The sequence below is a fragment of the Zhouia amylolytica AD3 genome, from assembly GCF_000511935.2.
In the GTDB taxonomy this organism is placed as follows: domain Bacteria; phylum Bacteroidota; class Bacteroidia; order Flavobacteriales; family Flavobacteriaceae; genus Zhouia; species Zhouia amylolytica.
In genome coordinates, this window is sequence record NZ_AYXY01000019.1 from 708337 (window position 1) to 725188 (window position 16852).

The following is a 16852-nucleotide window of genomic DNA, read 5'->3' on the forward strand; positions in this document are numbered from 1 at the left end:
ATTAGGCTATTTGATTAAAAACCAATTAAATCTAATTATTATGGCTATTTGTTATGTATATACTGCTGTTGAAAGGAAAATTCTTTTTCTTTTCAGAGTTAAAACAAAAAAGAAACTCAGCGGACTCATTCCATTCGAAGAGGCAAAACAAATAAAATCGCAATTCAAAGACGCACAAATATGTGTGCATGCACTAGCAGTATAGTGTTGATTAATAGCAAGGTGGCTATGTTACTGTCAAGCCACCTAATTTTACTCATTTAACCATAGCTTCTGTAAGCTCATACATTTGATTGTATATCCCGAATTCCTGAAACAGAGCTGATTTGGAATACAATTAAATCTTTTTCGTTCTGAATACCTTAATCACGATGAACAGAACAATGGCTATTATAAGTACAAAAAAGAAGGCTTTTCCGAGAATCCTTCCAAACTTGTACCCCATTTTATATGCAGAAGACGGGTTTTAAACTGAGTCACCTACCACCGCACTTGTAGGTAAGCTTCCCTCAACTATTTGTTGAGGATTTTTGGTCATATCAATAGTTAATGAACTTAAAAAGTTGTCCTTATTAAAGAAATCGAAATGCTCTCTACTTGCATAAGTAGCACTATAAATACTTTTATTTAACAAAATCACCTTCGATTCGGCACATTTCTTACCTGATTTAAGGTCTTCGTAAGTCAACGAATAAGCCTTAAATTCTCCTTGTTTTATTTGAGTGGAATCTCTGAACAAATACCCATTTCGTTCCATGCCCTTAATAAGCCCCGCCAAAATTTCTTTATAAAAATCATCAAGTTGCTTTGCGGAAGCTGGCAATCGTTTAAGGTCCTCTTCCCGATATATCGCCAGGCGCTGCAGCAAATATAGCTCATCACCCTTTTTTGTATAAACTTTAAGTACCTTGGGCTTATACTGAGTGGTATCGTTTCGAAGAACAGTTCCGGGAAATTCAATAGAAACTAAATCATCTACCTTGGTTTGTCCGTAAAAATTTCCTCCATATAATAAGGTAGCTAAAAGTATAAGTAAAGTTTTTCTCATGGCATAGTTTGGTTTTTCGGCATCTAAAGTAAACTTCCTCAAGACAAGTTCAAAGTCAATTAAATGAAAAAACCTGGCAATTTATAATCATATGAAAACATATAATTAGAAAACACTTAAATCGAGTAACGTCATTTGCATCATCCTTTTTTTCTTCCTGACACAATCATTAAATAATATACAAACAAGGATAACTCTGGAAAAGCCACTGTAATTATTATATACTCCAATATTTCTTTCACCTTGAAAAACTAAAACTGAGTATTTTTAAAACTCTTCTTTTCTCTTTCCATTATCATATAATCGATAATACACACCATCCTGAATTAATAAACCCTCAGAATGGGTTACGGGCCAATACTTCTGATAATCTTTTGGATGCTTTACATCAATTGCAATTACTTTACCATTATACTGACGATTCACCTTAGACTGGAGGGTATGTCCTACCACTACCGCATTAGCATTTAAAAGCTCCAGAGTTTTATCAACTTGTTCCTGTTGCAGGTCCTCTTTAAAATAGCCTCGGTACCAGCTAATTCCGGTTCTATTCGAATTTAATAAAGTCGCATTCGACTTTGAGGGTTTAGGATAATAGATATTTCTGTAATTACCTCGTACCAAATCATTCATTGATTTCAAATCTAATCCGGTGTTCGCTATTTCCGGATGCAATCCACCATGGGTAAAAAGTATTCCGTTAATCCGTTCAATTGCATTTTTACTACCTAACCAACGCCCTAAAAAGGCTTGATGATCGTAGAGTTGGTGTTGTTGCTTACCGAGAATGGCTGCTATGGCATGATACTTTAAGGAAGAAGCCTCATACATGCCTTGCATAACCTTTAGTTCATGGTTTCCAAGTATATAATGAACGGTTCCGCCATGTTTTTCAGCATCTTGTTCCAGCTTATATATAAACCACAATACCTGCGTGGTTGAAAATCCCCGATCTACAAAATCCCCAACTAAAACTAAATGTCCCCTGCCAAAGTTCCAGTGAAGATCGGCATCAATCACATGAGAATTGATAAGGAAATCACGAAAAGCCCTGTAACCACTTTCTATATCAGAAACAGCAACAATAGGCTCTCCATCAGCATAAATTGCATCAGGAATTTCAATAGTAGGGTCAATAGTAAAATCAAAAGAGGTATCATCTAACGGAATATAACAGCATGCATTAATAAATGAATGAATTGGATAATCGTTTTGCTCGGTGTAAAAGCCATCGTCTTTATTCCCTTTTAAATAGGAAACTTGTAAAACACTATCGTTCTTGTAAAAAACATAAGGTCCTTCTTTTTCCAGAATAAGACGTTTTGGGTCGTCCCCATAATGCAATCCCGCCCCGATAGAAAGTCCAAAAATAACAGCAATTATAAATAATAGTAAAAAGGTAATCCCGATGTGCTTAAAGTAGCGCCAAATTTGTTTTTTCATATGTATAAAATTTTTTGACAAACCTAAATGCTAATAATACCTCCTGAAACTAATTGTGATAAACACACCTAAAGTCACCATGGAAAAACAATCACTATATACAAAGAATATTCGTCCCTGTTACTTATAATTTCAGCCCGGCATCCTGGTTGTTTATCAACTTCTTTGGTAGATTTAAGAGTTCAGTTTACTTTTATACAATGATCCTAAAGCTAAATACCAACAAATGGCTTCCTTTAAAACTATTTATCGCAATAACGGCTGCCATACCAGTTTTTATTACAGCCTATGAGCTGATAACCACGCAAAAAGATTCAGTGATCTTCCTGGGGAACTTTCATCCATTGGCAGGGGTATTCGCGATAATATATTATGCACTCTTGATGCTTACCGTTTTTACTTTCGGTATCATTTGGCTCATTAAACAGTTAAAGGCTTTAATGCGATTAAAACACGAAAAGGCACAAACAGAGTTACTCCACTTGAAAAGTCAGGTGAACCCGCATTTTTTCTTCAATACCCTGAATAATCTTTATGGTTTGGCAGGGAAAGATCCTGCCAAAGCCCAAAACATGATTCTTAAACTTTCTGATATGATGCGGTATAGTATTTATGAGGGTCAGGCTTCGTATGTTCCTATGGTTGATGAAATCACTTATATAAAAAACTATATTGCTCTTAACAAAGCGAGATATCACAAGGAGATCGATGTGAAACTTTCTGCTGATATCGATGATAACTATCCTATAATGCCCTTGTTACTAATTATTCTTGTTGAAAATGCCTTTAAGCATGGAGTCGAAAATCTCGGTTCAGAGGCTTTTGTTCATATCCATTTACAAACCAAACAGGATAGGATTCATTTCTCAGTTTTAAATAACTATGATACATTGGAGGCTACTACAAAAACAGGGATTGGAATCAAAAACCTTAAACGTCGCCTTCAACTGGTCTATCCTGACCAACACGATTTGATACTTAAAGCAAATAATGGCATATACAAAGCTCAATTAATCATTAAGCAATGATAATTAATTATATAATAGTAGATGACGAACATATAGCTCACGATATCATTAAAGATTACTGTGACAGACTTCCCAATATGAAGCTTCAAAAGCATTGTTATGATGCTTTAGAGGCATTTAATTTTTTACAAAATCGTAGAGTTGACCTTATTTTTCTTGATATTAACATGCCCAAACTCAAGGGGTTCGATCTATTGAAAACCTTAAGAAATCCACCAAATGTTATAGTTACTACAGCCTATAAAGAGTTTGCCCTTGAAGGCTATGAACTCAATATATCCGATTACCTGCTCAAGCCCTTTAGTTTTGAACGTTTTTTAAAAGCCGTTCATAACACCTTTGATACCGCTAAGGAGTCATTCGCATACAGTAAAATTACATCGACAACTTCCAATCGTATCTTTTTAAAATGTAATAAAAAGTATGTGCAACTAAGCACAGATAAGATACTGTACCTTGAAAGTGCCGGCAATTATACCAAGATCGTTACTTTAGACGATACTATGAGCATTCGAGAAAAATTATCTGAGTTATTAGCCATATTACCCTTGACAGATTTTGTAAGGGTTCACAGATCATTTGTGGTTTCTAAAATACATATAAAAACTATTGAAGGGAATAGAATTACGATTGCACAATACACCATTCCCATTGGGAAAATATATAAAAACAATGTAATTCAGTGGTTAGGCGATTCCTAATTCACCCTTTAACCACTCGCTACCTCTTACATTTTCGTCATAACTTCACAAAAGACATAGATAATCTGATATTATCACAATGTCAATCCAGGTATTATTCAGCCTTAAAAACATACAAGCCAAATTCCACATCACTCACACTTATATAACCTGATTCGGAAAATGGATAAACCCCAAAAGCGCCTGTCGTTGAAGTAGCATTATTTGTATCAAATTCATAATACAAAATAGGATCTGTAGGATTGGTAATATCATACACCCGCAAACCTGCTCTGTAAAAAGAAGTGTAAGCCAGGTTTCCTATTACGTATAAATTATGAACCGTAAACGCGGTATCGTGAATTGCCCCTGAAATACTTATATCTGTTGGATCTGATATATTCAGTATTATAATATCTTCATCTCCGGCAGCTTCCTCCAGACAGACATACAAGTATTGTTCGGATGTAGAAGGCCATCCACTATGAACATTACTCTCATCAGTAAATTGATAAGTCCCTAATAGTACAGGAGCTTTCCGATCAGTCACATCATAGATATCCACCTTATGTAATTCGATATCAAAAGCATAAAGCGTATTATTTATTACTGCCATATCATGAACAGGAACAGATGGTTGACCAGGTGCTGTCCATATAAGTTCAGGAGTTTCCGGGGTATTATTGAGGTCGTAAATACTCATATTAAGTCCTTCGGAACCAGTTATGGACGAATTCGGATGATAGCCGGATACATATAAATACCCGAAATCATCAATAAATATATTATGAACCGCAGGAAATGTTCCTACTAAAACAGGAGATTCGAGGTTCGAAATATTATAGATTGTACTAGGAGGATCTCCTTCAAGATGTCCACCCTCAGCTATATATAAATAGTTCTCCCAAACCTTAACGTCGAATCCGGCAGAAGAAATTATAGAAACCTCTTCAGGATCTGATGGATCTTCTATATTTACAATGGCTGTATTTTGCGTACCGGTTATGACAACATGCTCCTCGCCATTTTTGGTAAATCCCCAAAGATCAAGGCTGTTTCCCGGAATATCTGTCTGTGAAAGGAAAGTCAGATCAGGAAGCGATTCATTAGGTACAGGGTCTTCAATAGGATCATCGGTACCTCCATTTGAAGAATCATTGGAATCGTCATCATTTGAGCAAGACATCAGGCATGCCAACATTCCAATAAAAAACACCAGCTCCCATTTTGCAGATATCATCATAACACATCAAACTATTTCCATTAACTGCTCACTTCTATAATGACTGCTAATAAACAATGCTTTTATTTACGTTCTTCGTTTAGGTTTTCAATAACGTTTAATGTCAATCTTAAAGATACGCGAATAATATGTAAAAGGAAATAGGGAGAACTTGAGATTATGCTGACAGAGGTCCTCCCATTATAATATGTACTTTTCCTATAAAAAAAGGAAAGAGAAAATTTTATAAATAAAAATTAAGACTTTAAATTCTACCTTCCGCTGCCCGCTTCCTTCTTCGCAAGAATCTCAATAATTTTTTCAGATACTGCTTTGGAAGAAAGGTGATTTTGACCGGTAATTATACGTCCATCAACTTCAACATGCACCGAGTTCCTTGGAGAATATTTGAAATTTCCACCATGCTGCTCAATAGTTTCTCTAATTAAAAAGGGGAACTGTTTAAAATAAGCCGCTTCCTTACGTTCATAATCCTCCGGATATCCATTAACGGCCTTTCCCTTTACTAAATACTGACCATCACTGGTTTTTAAATAAACAATCCCTGCAGTTCCATGACATATAGATGATACAATTCCTCCATGTTTTTCATAGATAGTCATCACCATCTTTTGGATATTTTTATCTTCCGGTACGCCAAACATAGCACTACCTCCTCCTATATACTGAACGGCACTGTACGATTCCGGATTTATCATTTCCGGTGTTTTAGTATTCTTTAGAGCATACATTAAATCCATATCATAAATGTACTTTTTATGTAAGGCATGAGAAGTGTTGATATATGCTAATGGTATACTCCCTCCATCCGGACTCACAAAATCTACAGTAAACCCCGCGTTAATGAAGGTATCATATGCTATTACTATCTCAGAAAAACTGTTACCTGTGGTCAGATCTGAAGTGCCGTAATAATGTGCATTAGAAACGATAAACAACACCTTCTTTGAGGTATGATGTGTATTGGAAGCGGTGGCTGATTTGCTGATAATCTTCCATTGGCCGGAAACACGTTTAAGCAGAAATAGATCTATATAACGAACATTGCGATTTGGAATTAAAATTTCAGCTTTAGCGATGGCAATGTCATTAGACTGCTCTACAAATAAAATACGACCTACACGTCCGTTAAAACTTCCCTCCGGCCCTTTACTAAACCAGCTTATATAATCTTTCGAAGGCACTTTCCATATCTCTTGCTCCTTTTTCTGCAGAAACAGGTCTGCTTCAGAATAAAAGGCCTTTTCAATTTTTCCGGGTAAATTATAAGAGGTGCCTTCAATATAATTGTTCAAGGCCTTTAGGATTCCCTCATCTGTTACCTGTGAAAACGAAAAATTGTTTAATAAAATACTAATGAATAAAAATAAATAACGTTGCATAATTGTCTGCTTTTAATGGATTTTTAAGATTCCACAATAATACAGACTACCAAAAATTAACCCCTTAAAGATGTATAAGTTAAGACTCTTATATTATACATCAGGAGTCTTAATCAACTGTGATTTAGCATATTTAGCAGGGGTGGTTTGCTCCAGCTTTTTAAAAGCGGCATAAAATGTACTCGTTGAATTAAACCCACATTCCTCAGCAATAATTTCCATCTTTAAATTAGGTGAAGTTTGTAATCGCTGCTTGGCCTCATCGATACGATAAGAATTAATAAATAACGGGAAATTAGTTTTTAAATGGTCATTAACCACCTGTGATATTATATGCGGACGCATATGAAGCTTTTTTGCTAATTGTACTAAGGTTAAATTAGAGTTTCTATATAAAGCTTCCGTTCTCAAAACCGCATCAATCTCATTAATGAGCTTATTTGCCGTTTCTTCATCAATTTTTTGATTGGCATATTTCTCTTTCTTTTCTTCCAGTTTAAAGCTTTTTTTTCGTTTGTTATAAATAAGTAAGATTGATAAGTATAATACAAATGAGAAAGAAATGGCTCCTATAATATAGGAAGTATAATACGAGGTATAGTAGGCAACCCAGATTATAAAGACTCCAGATATCACACTTACTACCCAAACCTCCTGATAACTTAATTCTTTTTTAATAAGTTTTGAAAATTGGTTTCTAAACAAAAAAACGGATGCCACAATGAATAGGAACCACTGATAATTAATAGCTTTATAAAAATAACCACCCCATAACTCAGGATATGACCCATACGGATATAAAACTCCAATTACAGTTATAAAAATAGCTAACAAACCAAGCAATAGTAAATCTTTGAAACCTATTGATTTTATTGGAGAAACCATTGCTTTAACATATAAATACAAAAACGGTCCAATCAAAAAACACGCGGATAATCCGATTTGTAAGTAAACTTTAGATAGTTCGGGATTGAAATAAAAGAAAACTGATTTCCAGATGCGAATACTTAAAACAAATAATAGCCCCCCAAGAAAATAATTTGATACCTGCCTGGGTTTCCCGAAAATGAAAAAATAAATGCTTAATAACAAACTATTAAAAGCTCCCAGAGCACTAAAAAAAAATATAAATTGATTGTCGAGCATCATTACATAAAAATAAAACTTTATTTGTATAACCCGGTTTCGCTAAACTCAATTTTTAAATATATTCATTCTGAATTCAATTGATCACCGGTTATTCGTCCTTCCAATTACACTAAAATCGATTTTAAATGCTCATAAATCAATGAATGCCCCTCAGCATTTGGATGTACACCGTCGAAAGTAAAGTACGATGCAGTATCTGCTTCAAACAAACTGTGGAGATCCACATAGGTTACATTTTTTTCCTTAGCTAGCCTTTGAAGTAATTTATTATAAAGAATAATATCTTTCAGCATACGAGGTTTTCCTGTGTTTAAGTCAGTTATAACTGGAATGATACTCAATAAATAGACCCTGGCATTTTTAGCATGAGCATAGTCGATGCATTGAGCCAGATTAGCTGTATATTCTTCGATACTTACCTGATGCTTATCGCCAACCAAAGCAATATCATTAGCTCCATAACCCAAGGTTACAAGATTCGTCTCTTCTTCAAGAAGACGAGCATCCAATTCTTGCCTAAATCTGTTAGACAACCCCACTGTAGTTTCACCACCTATTCCCATATTGAACACGCATACTTCATTATCCTTTTCGTACAGGAATTGTTCCATATAAAATGATTTCAATCGATCTGCCCAACCTCCTCTTTCTCGGTCGTTTTCGCCTCTGGTAATACTATCTCCAAAGCAAATTATATGTTTCATTAATATTATTATGTTTGTTTTTTAAAAGTTAGTTTCAATGCTTAAAATTAAAAGAAAATTTCTAAGAGATCATATGACTTTTAAATTGATATTTGAAAGAAACACAAACTGGTTGGTATCAGTCGGATACACCATAACATTTTGTTATATTTAGCAGCCGTTGATACGGAATAACCCTTAACACCATAAATAAACGTTATAATGCAAACGAAAAACCAACTTCGAAAGTTAACCGGTCTTAAAAAGCTGGGCCTGGGTTTATTAACCCTAACTTGCCTGGCCAATCTGGCTTGTAAATCTGAAGAAAAGAAAAAAGATATCGCTGCTGTCAGTGAAACAAAAAAGACGCCTAATGTTGTTGTCATATATCTGGATGATCTTGGCTATGGCGACGTTGGTGCTTATGGAGCAACCGAAATTGAAACCCCGAATATGGATGCTTTAGCTTCGGGAGGAGTCCGATTCACTAACGGATATGCAACATCTGCTACCTGTACACCAAGCCGTTTCGGGCTATTAACCGGCGTGTACCCATGGAGAAATGAAAAGGCACGTATTTTATCAGGAAGTGCTCCGTTATTAATTGATACAGCTCAATATACTTTACCTAAAATGCTGAAAGAGCATGGATATCATACTGGTATTGTTGGAAAATGGCATCTAGGCTTAGGATCCGGAAATATGAATTGGAATGAAAGTATTAAACCCGGTCCAAATGAAGTTGGTTTTGACGAATCGTATATTCTGGCAGCTACACAAGATCGCGTACCAACCGTGTATATTGAAAATGATAAAGTAGATGGATTAGACCCTAAAGATCCTATTGAAGTTAGTTACAGTAAGAATTTTGAAGGAGAACCTACTGGAAAAGACAACCCTGAAATGCTGACCATGAAATGGGAACACGGACACAATAACAGTATCGTTAATGGTATTCCAAGAATTGGATTTATGAAAGGTGGAGATGCTGCCAAATGGAGTGATGTAGATATGGCTGATCACTTTTTGGCAAAAGCTCAGGCCTATGTAAAAGAACATAAAAATGAGCCGTTCTTCCTTTATTACGCCTTACAACAACCTCATGTTCCTAGAACACCGCACCCTCGTTTTGTAGGAAGTTCAGGTATGGGACCAAGAGGTGATGTGATTGTAGAAGCAGATTGGTGTATTGGAGAGTTTATAAAAACCCTTGAAGAAGAAGGAGTTCTGGAAAACACTTTAATTATATTTTCAAGTGATAATGGACCTGTATTAAATGACGGTTATTATGATGATGCAGTTGAAAAGTTAGGTGATCATGATCCTAATGGTCCCCTTAGAGGAGGTAAGTATAGTTTGTTTGAAGCAGGAACACGTGTTCCGTTTATCACCTATTGGAAAGGGACCATAACGCCTGGTGTTTCTGACGCCATAGTTTGCCAAATGGATTTACTTTCCTCATTAGCCGCTCTTAACGGAGATGATCAAACCTATGGTGACAGCCAAAATCTATTGGATGTCCTATTAGGAAAATCTGAAACAGGAAGAAACAAATTGATGTTACAAGCGGGCTCAAAAACATTTTTAAGAAAAGATAATTGGGTTATGATCCCTCCTTATAAAGGAAGTTTTGTAGCAAAAAGCGTGAATATTGAAATCGGTTCTATGCCGGATTTTCAACTTTATAATCTGAATGAAGATTTAGAACAACAAAAGAATTTAGCAAAAGAAAACCCTGAAAAACTTCAGGAAATGATTAAGGAATACACGAAAATAAGAGGTGTGGAACCTAAAGTTCCGGAAGTAAGTAAGTAAGTAAGCAATCAACCAAGTTTTTCTATTTTTATAATCGCGAGGTGATCCCTATAGCTCCCTCGCGATTTTTTTATTCATTATTCGTGCTTCTGAAAAAACTATCGCATTGCTACTCCTAATCTGCTCGTCGTTAAATATTATGAGCTTGACGTAAACCCCCTCTTTTCTGACATCATTTACACGGTTGATATAAATTCGTTCTGACTATCTTTACCATATTCTAACCATGATAGATCATGAACCCTTAACCAAAAAAACAACCTCACAATGGAAGCAACAAAAATTAAGGTATCAACTACAATAAATACAGATATAGAAAAAGTGTGGAACTTTTGGACTAATCCTGAATACATTACGCAATGGAATTTTGCAACGGATAGCTGGCACTGTCCGGAGGCTAAGGTTAACCTGCAAGTTGGCGGTAAATATTATACCCGCATGGAAGCCAAAGACGGAAGTTTTGGTTTTGATTTTGAAGCGGTTTATAATGAAATTAAAAAGAATGATACAATAACCTACACCATGACAGATGGAAGAAAAGCCACTACACGATTTGAAACTGAACATCAAAAAACAAAAGTGACCACCGTCTTCGATGCCGAATCTTCTAATCCTATAGCTCTGCAACGTGATGGATGGCAAGCTATCCTAAATAATTTTAAGAAATTTACCGAAACCCATTAATTTTACTCTTCATCATACAATAAGTTACCCGAATCCATAGCCTGATAACTTATATGGCTTAAGGTTTGTATATTAGGTACTAATCAATTAATGATAAGGATCAAAAACACCGTATAAATTGTGGACGAATTTAAGGTTAATCGACCTGTAAGCTAATCTTATTATCCCTCGTCAGTTAGCAATAACTTAAGCTGATTTCTGTAATTTGATGGCGACTTACCGGTGTATTGTTTAAAGGTTTTATTAAAATGGGAGAAATTATTAAATCCGCTTTCCAGGCATACTTCCGTAATCGGAATTGGCTTTTCAGCCAGTAATTTACAAGCATGTACCACCCGGTACTCATTCACAAATTTCGTAAAGGTCTTGCCCGAAATCTTTTTAAAGTATCTACAAAATGAAGGGATCGTCATACTTACCAAATGTGCGATCTCCTCAAGGGCAATAGAACTCGTATAATACGATCTAACATAATTAAATATTAAATTAATCCGTTCATTATCCTGCATTTCCGTTTCCACGGAAAATCCGGAGGCATTTAACAACTGGTAATCCTCTGATAAATTTAATTCATTCAAGACCTCCAAAATCCCCAAAAGGCGTTGAAAAGGAGGTTTAAACTCCAACAAAGATATCTTTTCTCCTATTCTTTCTTTTGTTCTTCCATGAAAGGCCATTCCTTTTTTACATCGTTCGAATAATCTTGCAATATTTGCCATTTCCGGTCGGGTTAATATTTCTTTACCTAAAAAATCAGGAGTCATCTGTATCACGTACTCACGCTTATTTCCCGTGAGACGATCGGTAAACCCACAATGAGGTAAATTAGGACCGATCAAAAGAAGATCTCCACTAGTAAAATAAGATACATGACTACCGATTTGCCGCTTCCCTGCTCCTTCATCCACATATACCAACTCAATCTCAGGATGATAGTGCCAGTACGTAGTGTTATTCTCTTTGTTTTGTGTGTATTTGACGAAAGAATAAGAAGTGCCAAATTCTGGCTGAATAATCTCGAACTCTGGTTTTTTATAATTCATCAACAAGGTATTTGAATTTAAAATTACAATGATAATAGCAATCAAGTATGTTCAAAATTAACCTAATTATATGTTTTTTTACCATAATTAACATCATGAAGATATATCTGTGGTAATAAAGCATATAAAATAGAAAATCCTGTGGTAGTAAAAAGATCTCCCCTATCCTATCTTTGAGTTATAAAATCAGGTATAACACTAAAACACAAAAAACTATGAATACATTTTCAAATTACAGCGTTTTGGTTATGGTTGTGCTAATAATGGTGACAGCTAATGCAAATGCTAACGAATACTTCAGTTTTGTAGCGTCAGGAAATGAAATAGGTTGGGGAACTTCTATAAGCGAGAATACAAAAAAATCAGACAAAAATTCTTCTAAAGATGATGCAACGGAAGCAAAAGTTCATGAACCCCATTTCAGGGTAGACCATAAACTGGTAAGTTTTAACCTCTTGAGTCTTGATGAATCTCCGGCGAAGGTGATGGTCTACAATAATGATTATATTCTGCTCTATACCACCACCGTTAGCGGTAGTAAAAACCTTGGCAAGAGATTCGATTTCTCCAATGTTGAAAAAGGAAGCTACTATATCGTAGTTAAACATAAAAAGAATATCTATAGCAAGACCATTGAAATGTAATTGGTTATTATATTGAAAGTTGGTGGATTACAGATAGTTTAGTTAGAAATTAAAAAGGCCCGAAACGGGCCTTTTTATATATGCAATAAAAGAAGAAAATCACCGGATTTTTCACATTTTCCTTAAATTAAAGGTCTAAAATGATTTCTTATGAAAATGGAGACCTTAAAATACTTGGTGTATCTTTTAATAATTGTTTTTGGCCATAATTTCAAGGCAAAGGCTCAAGAGATACCCACCGCTATGATTCAAAATGAAATAAACGATCAAATTTGGAGTCCATTTAAAAAAGCCTTTTCAGATCGTGACTGGAACTTATTCAACAGTATACATGCAGATGACATTCTGCGTATTAATAAATGGGGCATACGCAAGGGAAGTGAATACAAGAATTCCATAGAAACTTCTTACAGCCAAAATTCTTCGACAAAAAGAAGCATTGACTTTTGCTTTTCAGAACGTATAACAAATAGTTCAACTTCTTATGAAGTAGGGTTATACAAAATAACAAGTCAAAAAGATCAAGGTGATATTCATTACAGTTATGCTCAGTTTCATGTATTACTCAAAAAAATTAACAATCGATGGAAGATCGTTCAATATTGGGATAGTGACTTAATACATGGAAATAAAATAACAAAGGAAATGTTTAATGAATGTAAATCTACCAGTCCTTATGAAGTCGAATAAAACATTTTATCTGGAGGAAGATTTGGAAAACATACGTCATTACTTTCATGCGCATCCAGAACTATCAGCAGAAGAGTCACACACTGCAAAAAGGGTTACAGAATTCCTCCAACTATGTCACCCTGATAAAATCATCACTAAACTGGGAGGAAATGGGATAGCAGCAATATTTTGTAGTAAAAATCCCGGTAAAACAATCCTTTATCGCTGTGAAATGGATGCACTGCCTATTGAAGAAAGTAATCATTTTAGACATCGATCTAAAGTGCCTGGTGTATCTCATAAATGCGGACATGATGGACATTTAACAGTCATGTTAGGCTTGGCAAGACTATTTAAGATAAACCCCATAGATAAAGGTACTTGTATTCTTTTGTTCCAACCCGCGGAAGAAATTGGTTTAGGAGCAGAAAAAGTTTTAAATGATCCAAAATTCCAGCTAATAAACCCGGACTATGTTTATGCCTTTCACAATCTACCCGGTTATCCCCTCAATAAAGTTGTTCTCAAAGAAGGAGCATTCTCAGCCGCGGTTAAAAGCCTCATTATCCAATTGAAGGGCAAGACGGCCCATGCCGGAGAACCTGAAAAGGGTATCAATCCAGCTTTGGCTGTATCAGAAATTATCAGTCAGGCAATGAAATTATCTCATAATCATCCGGATCAAAAAGGTTTTAAAGTGGTTACTCCAGTACACATGAAAATGGGAGAAGTAGCCTATGGCATCGCCCCGGGAGATGCTGAAATTCATTTCACTTTAAGAACATGGCAAGAACATTTACTCGATGAGCTGACTGATGATATCATAGAATTATCAAAAAACATTGCACAAAAATACGAACTAAAAATAAATACTAAATGTCTACAACACTTCAGAGCAAACGAAAATAAAAAAGAAGCAATCGCATATCTAAAAAGGACTTTGAACACTATTAATCAAGATTTTATCGAACGTTCACTGCCTTTTAAATGGGGAGAGGATTTTGGATTATTTACCCAAAGATTTAATGGAGCTATGTTCGGAATTGGTGCGGGTATAAATTGTCCGGCATTGCATAACCCTGATTATGATTTTCCTGATGAAATAACTCCTAAGGCCATCGATACGTTTTATAATCTTATGCTAGAAATACAGAAATAATATGCTACATACTTCATATATAGAAATAAGTAAATCAGCTCTTAAACACAATATAAAGTTCATTAAGGAACACTTGCATGACAATGTGCTGCTTTCCTCAGTGGTAAAGGGAAATGCTTATGGTCATGGAATTGAACAGTTCATACCGATAGCTGAGGATTGTGGTGTTAATCATTTCTCCGTATTTAGTGCAGATGAGGCTCAACGTGTCAAACAAGTACTTCAAACAAACAGTGACATAATGATTATGGGGATGCTGGATACTGATCAGCTTGAATGGGCCATTTCTAATGAAATTTCCTTTTTCGTCTTTAACTTTGAAAGAATCGAAAACACACTGAAAACCGCCAAAAGACTTAACAAAAAAGCCCGAATACATATCGAGATTGAAACCGGAATGAACAGAACCGGATTCCTGAAAAAAAACATAAACAAACTCCTGTCTTATATTACACAGAACCTGGACTATCTGAATATTGAAGGGTTCTGCACACACTTTGCCGGAGCCGAAAGTATCTCCAATTTTTACCGTGTACAAAAACAAATAAAGCTTTTTAAGAATATTAAAAAAGAGATGAATCTTCCTGAATTTTCAGATTTAAAATTTCATGCTGCTTGTTCGGCAGCGGCAATCAGATACCCTAAAACACAAATGGACATGGTACGCATAGGTATTCTTCAATATGGTTTCTTTCCAACAAAGGAAGTCCTTATCGACTTTTTATCTAAATCCAAATCCAAAAACAATCCTTTAAAACGGATCATTTCTTGGAAAAGTGAAGTCATGGATGTTAAGAAAATCAAGATGGGTGAATTTATAGGATATGGCGCCTCCTATTTTGCCAATAACAATATGAAGATTGCTATTGTACCTGTGGGCTATGGGCATGGATTTAGCAGGTCTTTAAGTAACAGAGGTCGAGTTATCATAAACGGTCATCTCGTAAATGTAGTCGGTATTGTAAACATGAACATGATGTCTGTAGATGTAACTGACTTAAATGAAGTTAAAGTTGGCGACCAGGTAGTTATAATCGGAAAACAAGGGAATTTTGAAATTTCAGTGGGCTCATTTAGTGATTATAGTGAACAGGTTAATTATGAACTTTTAACCCGTTTACCTGGAAATCTACCCAGAATCGTTGTAGAATAGACTTTATGATTTAATTTATATGACTCCAGTTATCTTAAAAATATTCTTACTTTTATCGATAAGTTAAACCTACACCCCAAACTTTTATGCTCAAAAAAAATACGGCCCTCCTTATCGCACTAATAATTATTACTGGGATTTTACTCATAAAAGTATTTAGTAACGATAGTAGTTATAGACAAATACAAGATGAGCTAAACCAATCCCGAATAGCCCTTGAGAAGGCTATTCGACAAAATTCAGTTGCTCAAAAAGAAATTCACTCTTTACAACAAGAACTCAATACCTTCAAACTTAAAAATGAAATTCTTCTTGCCGAAAAAGATTCACTTGTGCTTCTATACAAGCGCAAAAAAGCTCAAAATTGGAGTGAGCTACAGGAGATCAAAAAGGAGCAAACCTTAGTATTAGAAAAACTAAAGAGCCTAAGAGAAGAAAACATAAAATTCAAGTAATGAAAATAAATTACTATTTATCAATCCTCATAATGTTGAGCTTTTACGTAAGTATGGCACAATCTAATAGCGACACACTTATCATAAAAAGTGATTACGCGAAATCTTATAACCAACCCATTTTAGCCACCAAAGGCACCATCATAATAAACCAAATTGACAGCCTACACCTGGTAAACAACATAAGACTAAAACATTACGAGGAAATACGTTCAGTATTGGGGGATAGTTTAGACCTAAAATTAAACACCATTCTATTGAGATATGAAAATGTAATTAGAGAAAACGACTCCGAATATAATAAGCTATTGGAAAGTTACAATAAGCTTGCCCTGATTAACAAGGAATATATAAAAAGAACAGATACTTCACTACAGGTTACAGCCGCGCATTTAGACACCCTTAATACCTCATTGGTAAAAACAGATAAACATTTGACCAAGACGAAAAAAATGTTGAAAAAAAACAAAAGAAGTCAAACATGGCAAAATCTCGGGATTGGATTTGGTGGAGTGGCTCTGGGTATTTTGCTGGGGATCTTTTTAAATTAAAAAGGTTGACTATTTAAGTC

Annotated in this window: 18 protein-coding genes; 11 read left to right on the forward strand and 7 right to left on the reverse strand. The window is 35.2% G+C overall.

Translation table 11 applies throughout. The annotated features are described in order from the left end of the window. Window positions 1-40 precede the first annotated feature (40 nt). A complete protein-coding gene (locus tag P278_RS16595) occupies window positions 41-205 on the forward strand; it encodes a hypothetical protein (protein ID WP_161808352.1) in 165 nt (54 codons plus the stop codon). 261 nt (window positions 206-466) lie between these two features. Here the strand turns inward: P278_RS16595 and P278_RS07720 are convergent, their stop codons facing one another. Both P278_RS07720 and P278_RS07725 read right to left on the reverse strand, forming a co-directional pair. Beyond that, window positions 467-1048: a hypothetical protein gene (locus P278_RS07720; protein WP_152973909.1), complete on the reverse strand. Its 582-nt coding sequence runs from the start codon at window positions 1046-1048 to the stop codon at window positions 467-469. A 267-nt stretch (window positions 1049-1315) separates the two neighbouring features. Continuing rightward, on the reverse strand, window positions 1316-2491 hold the full coding sequence (locus P278_RS07725; RefSeq protein WP_038264578.1) for a metallophosphoesterase: 1176 nt from the start codon (window positions 2489-2491) through the stop codon (window positions 1316-1318). 200 nt (window positions 2492-2691) lie between these two features. Between P278_RS07725 and P278_RS07730 the strand changes: the two genes are divergently transcribed. Next, the gene (locus P278_RS07730; RefSeq protein ID WP_038264580.1) at window positions 2692-3519 is read left to right on the forward strand and encodes a sensor histidine kinase; all 828 of its coding nucleotides are present in this window, start codon (window positions 2692-2694) and stop codon (window positions 3517-3519) included. Further along, window positions 3516-4220, forward strand: coding sequence for a LytR/AlgR family response regulator transcription factor (locus P278_RS07735; RefSeq protein WP_316930406.1), 705 nt, complete (start codon window positions 3516-3518; stop codon window positions 4218-4220). Before P278_RS07730 ends, P278_RS07735 begins: the two co-directional genes overlap by 4 nt. 94 nt (window positions 4221-4314) lie before the next feature. On the opposite strand, the gene P278_RS07740 is transcribed toward P278_RS07735, so the two are convergent. The 4 genes from P278_RS07740 to P278_RS07755 form a co-directional block, all read right to left on the reverse strand. Further along, complete coding sequence (locus tag P278_RS07740) at window positions 4315-5442, reverse strand: LVIVD repeat-containing protein (RefSeq protein ID WP_082436109.1); 1128 nt, start codon at window positions 5440-5442, stop codon at window positions 4315-4317. A 251-nt stretch (window positions 5443-5693) separates the two neighbouring features. Then, window positions 5694-6824 (reverse strand): nuclear transport factor 2 family protein, encoded by a 1131-nt coding sequence (locus tag P278_RS07745; RefSeq protein ID WP_038264587.1) that lies wholly within the window; start codon window positions 6822-6824, stop codon window positions 5694-5696. Between the two features lie 93 nt (window positions 6825-6917). Further along, window positions 6918-7709: a helix-turn-helix domain-containing protein gene (locus P278_RS07750; protein ID WP_161808353.1), complete on the reverse strand. Its 792-nt coding sequence runs from the start codon at window positions 7707-7709 to the stop codon at window positions 6918-6920. Window positions 7710-8077: 368 nt separating this feature from the next. Beyond that, a complete protein-coding gene (locus tag P278_RS07755; RefSeq protein ID WP_038264593.1) occupies window positions 8078-8677 on the reverse strand; it encodes an SGNH/GDSL hydrolase family protein in 600 nt (199 codons plus the stop codon). Between the two features lie 201 nt (window positions 8678-8878). Between P278_RS07755 and P278_RS07760 the strand changes: the two genes are divergently transcribed. Beyond that, the gene (locus P278_RS07760; protein WP_051413470.1) at window positions 8879-10471 is read left to right on the forward strand and encodes a sulfatase family protein; all 1593 of its coding nucleotides are present in this window, start codon (window positions 8879-8881) and stop codon (window positions 10469-10471) included. Window positions 10472-10738: 267 nt separating this feature from the next. Beyond that, window positions 10739-11155 (forward strand): SRPBCC family protein, encoded by a 417-nt coding sequence (locus P278_RS07765; protein ID WP_038264596.1) that lies wholly within the window; start codon window positions 10739-10741, stop codon window positions 11153-11155. Window positions 11156-11316: 161 nt separating this feature from the next. On the opposite strand, the gene P278_RS07770 is transcribed toward P278_RS07765, so the two are convergent. Further along, window positions 11317-12198, reverse strand: a complete 882-nt coding sequence (locus P278_RS07770; protein WP_038264599.1) for an AraC family transcriptional regulator — start codon at window positions 12196-12198, stop codon at window positions 11317-11319. 215 nt (window positions 12199-12413) lie between these two features. Here P278_RS07770 and P278_RS07775 point away from each other — a divergent pair, with 215 nt between their 5' ends. The 6 genes from P278_RS07775 to P278_RS07800 all read left to right on the forward strand — a co-directional run bounded on the left by P278_RS07775 (window position 12414) and on the right by P278_RS07800 (window position 16832). Continuing rightward, the gene (locus P278_RS07775; RefSeq protein WP_152973910.1) at window positions 12414-12842 is read left to right on the forward strand and encodes a hypothetical protein; all 429 of its coding nucleotides are present in this window, start codon (window positions 12414-12416) and stop codon (window positions 12840-12842) included. 150 nt (window positions 12843-12992) lie between these two features. Further along, window positions 12993-13532, forward strand: coding sequence for a nuclear transport factor 2 family protein (locus P278_RS07780; RefSeq protein ID WP_038264602.1), 540 nt, complete (start codon window positions 12993-12995; stop codon window positions 13530-13532). After that, entirely contained in the window at window positions 13519-14673 is a 1155-nt protein-coding gene (locus tag P278_RS07785) for an amidohydrolase (protein ID WP_038264605.1), read from the forward strand. The genes P278_RS07780 and P278_RS07785 overlap by 14 nt, the downstream gene beginning before the upstream one ends. A gap of 1 nt (window position 14674) precedes the next feature. After that, window positions 14675-15826 carry an alanine racemase gene (gene alr / locus P278_RS07790; protein WP_038264607.1) on the forward strand — a complete coding sequence of 384 codons (1152 nt, stop codon included), beginning with the start codon at window positions 14675-14677 and terminating at the stop codon, window positions 15824-15826. Between the two features lie 86 nt (window positions 15827-15912). Further along, a complete protein-coding gene (locus P278_RS07795) occupies window positions 15913-16281 on the forward strand; it encodes a hypothetical protein (RefSeq protein ID WP_038264609.1) in 369 nt (122 codons plus the stop codon). Continuing rightward, window positions 16281-16832, forward strand: a complete 552-nt coding sequence (locus P278_RS07800; protein WP_152973911.1) for a hypothetical protein — start codon at window positions 16281-16283, stop codon at window positions 16830-16832. The genes P278_RS07795 and P278_RS07800 overlap by 1 nt, the downstream gene beginning before the upstream one ends. Window positions 16833-16852: the final 20 nt, after the last annotated feature.

Bases quoted from the DNA above. Each gene is read 5' to 3' on its own strand.
- P278_RS16595 (WP_161808352.1), top strand. From the start codon at position 41: ATGGCTATTTGTTATGTATATACTGCTGTTGAAAGGAAAATTCTTTTT.
- P278_RS07720 (WP_152973909.1), bottom strand. From the start codon at position 1,048: ATGAGAAAAACTTTACTTATACTTTTAGCTACCTTATTATATGGAGGA.
- P278_RS07725 (WP_038264578.1), bottom strand. From the start codon at position 2,491: ATGAAAAAACAAATTTGGCGCTACTTTAAGCACATCGGGATTACCTTT.
- P278_RS07730 (WP_038264580.1), top strand. From the start codon at position 2,692: ATGATCCTAAAGCTAAATACCAACAAATGGCTTCCTTTAAAACTATTT.
- P278_RS07735 (WP_316930406.1), top strand. From the start codon at position 3,516: ATGATAATTAATTATATAATAGTAGATGACGAACATATAGCTCACGAT.
- P278_RS07740 (WP_082436109.1), bottom strand. From the start codon at position 5,442: ATGATGATATCTGCAAAATGGGAGCTGGTGTTTTTTATTGGAATGTTG.
- P278_RS07745 (WP_038264587.1), bottom strand. From the start codon at position 6,824: ATGCAACGTTATTTATTTTTATTCATTAGTATTTTATTAAACAATTTT.
- P278_RS07750 (WP_161808353.1), bottom strand. From the start codon at position 7,709: ATGGTTTCTCCAATAAAATCAATAGGTTTCAAAGATTTACTATTGCTT.
- P278_RS07755 (WP_038264593.1), bottom strand. From the start codon at position 8,677: ATGAAACATATAATTTGCTTTGGAGATAGTATTACCAGAGGCGAAAAC.
- P278_RS07760 (WP_051413470.1), top strand. From the start codon at position 8,879: ATGCAAACGAAAAACCAACTTCGAAAGTTAACCGGTCTTAAAAAGCTG.
- P278_RS07765 (WP_038264596.1), top strand. From the start codon at position 10,739: ATGGAAGCAACAAAAATTAAGGTATCAACTACAATAAATACAGATATA.
- P278_RS07770 (WP_038264599.1), bottom strand. From the start codon at position 12,198: ATGAATTATAAAAAACCAGAGTTCGAGATTATTCAGCCAGAATTTGGC.
- P278_RS07775 (WP_152973910.1), top strand. From the start codon at position 12,414: ATGAATACATTTTCAAATTACAGCGTTTTGGTTATGGTTGTGCTAATA.
- P278_RS07780 (WP_038264602.1), top strand. From the start codon at position 12,993: ATGAAAATGGAGACCTTAAAATACTTGGTGTATCTTTTAATAATTGTT.
- P278_RS07785 (WP_038264605.1), top strand. From the start codon at position 13,519: ATGAAGTCGAATAAAACATTTTATCTGGAGGAAGATTTGGAAAACATA.
- alr (WP_038264607.1), top strand. From the start codon at position 14,675: ATGCTACATACTTCATATATAGAAATAAGTAAATCAGCTCTTAAACAC.
- P278_RS07795 (WP_038264609.1), top strand. From the start codon at position 15,913: ATGCTCAAAAAAAATACGGCCCTCCTTATCGCACTAATAATTATTACT.
- P278_RS07800 (WP_152973911.1), top strand. From the start codon at position 16,281: ATGAAAATAAATTACTATTTATCAATCCTCATAATGTTGAGCTTTTAC.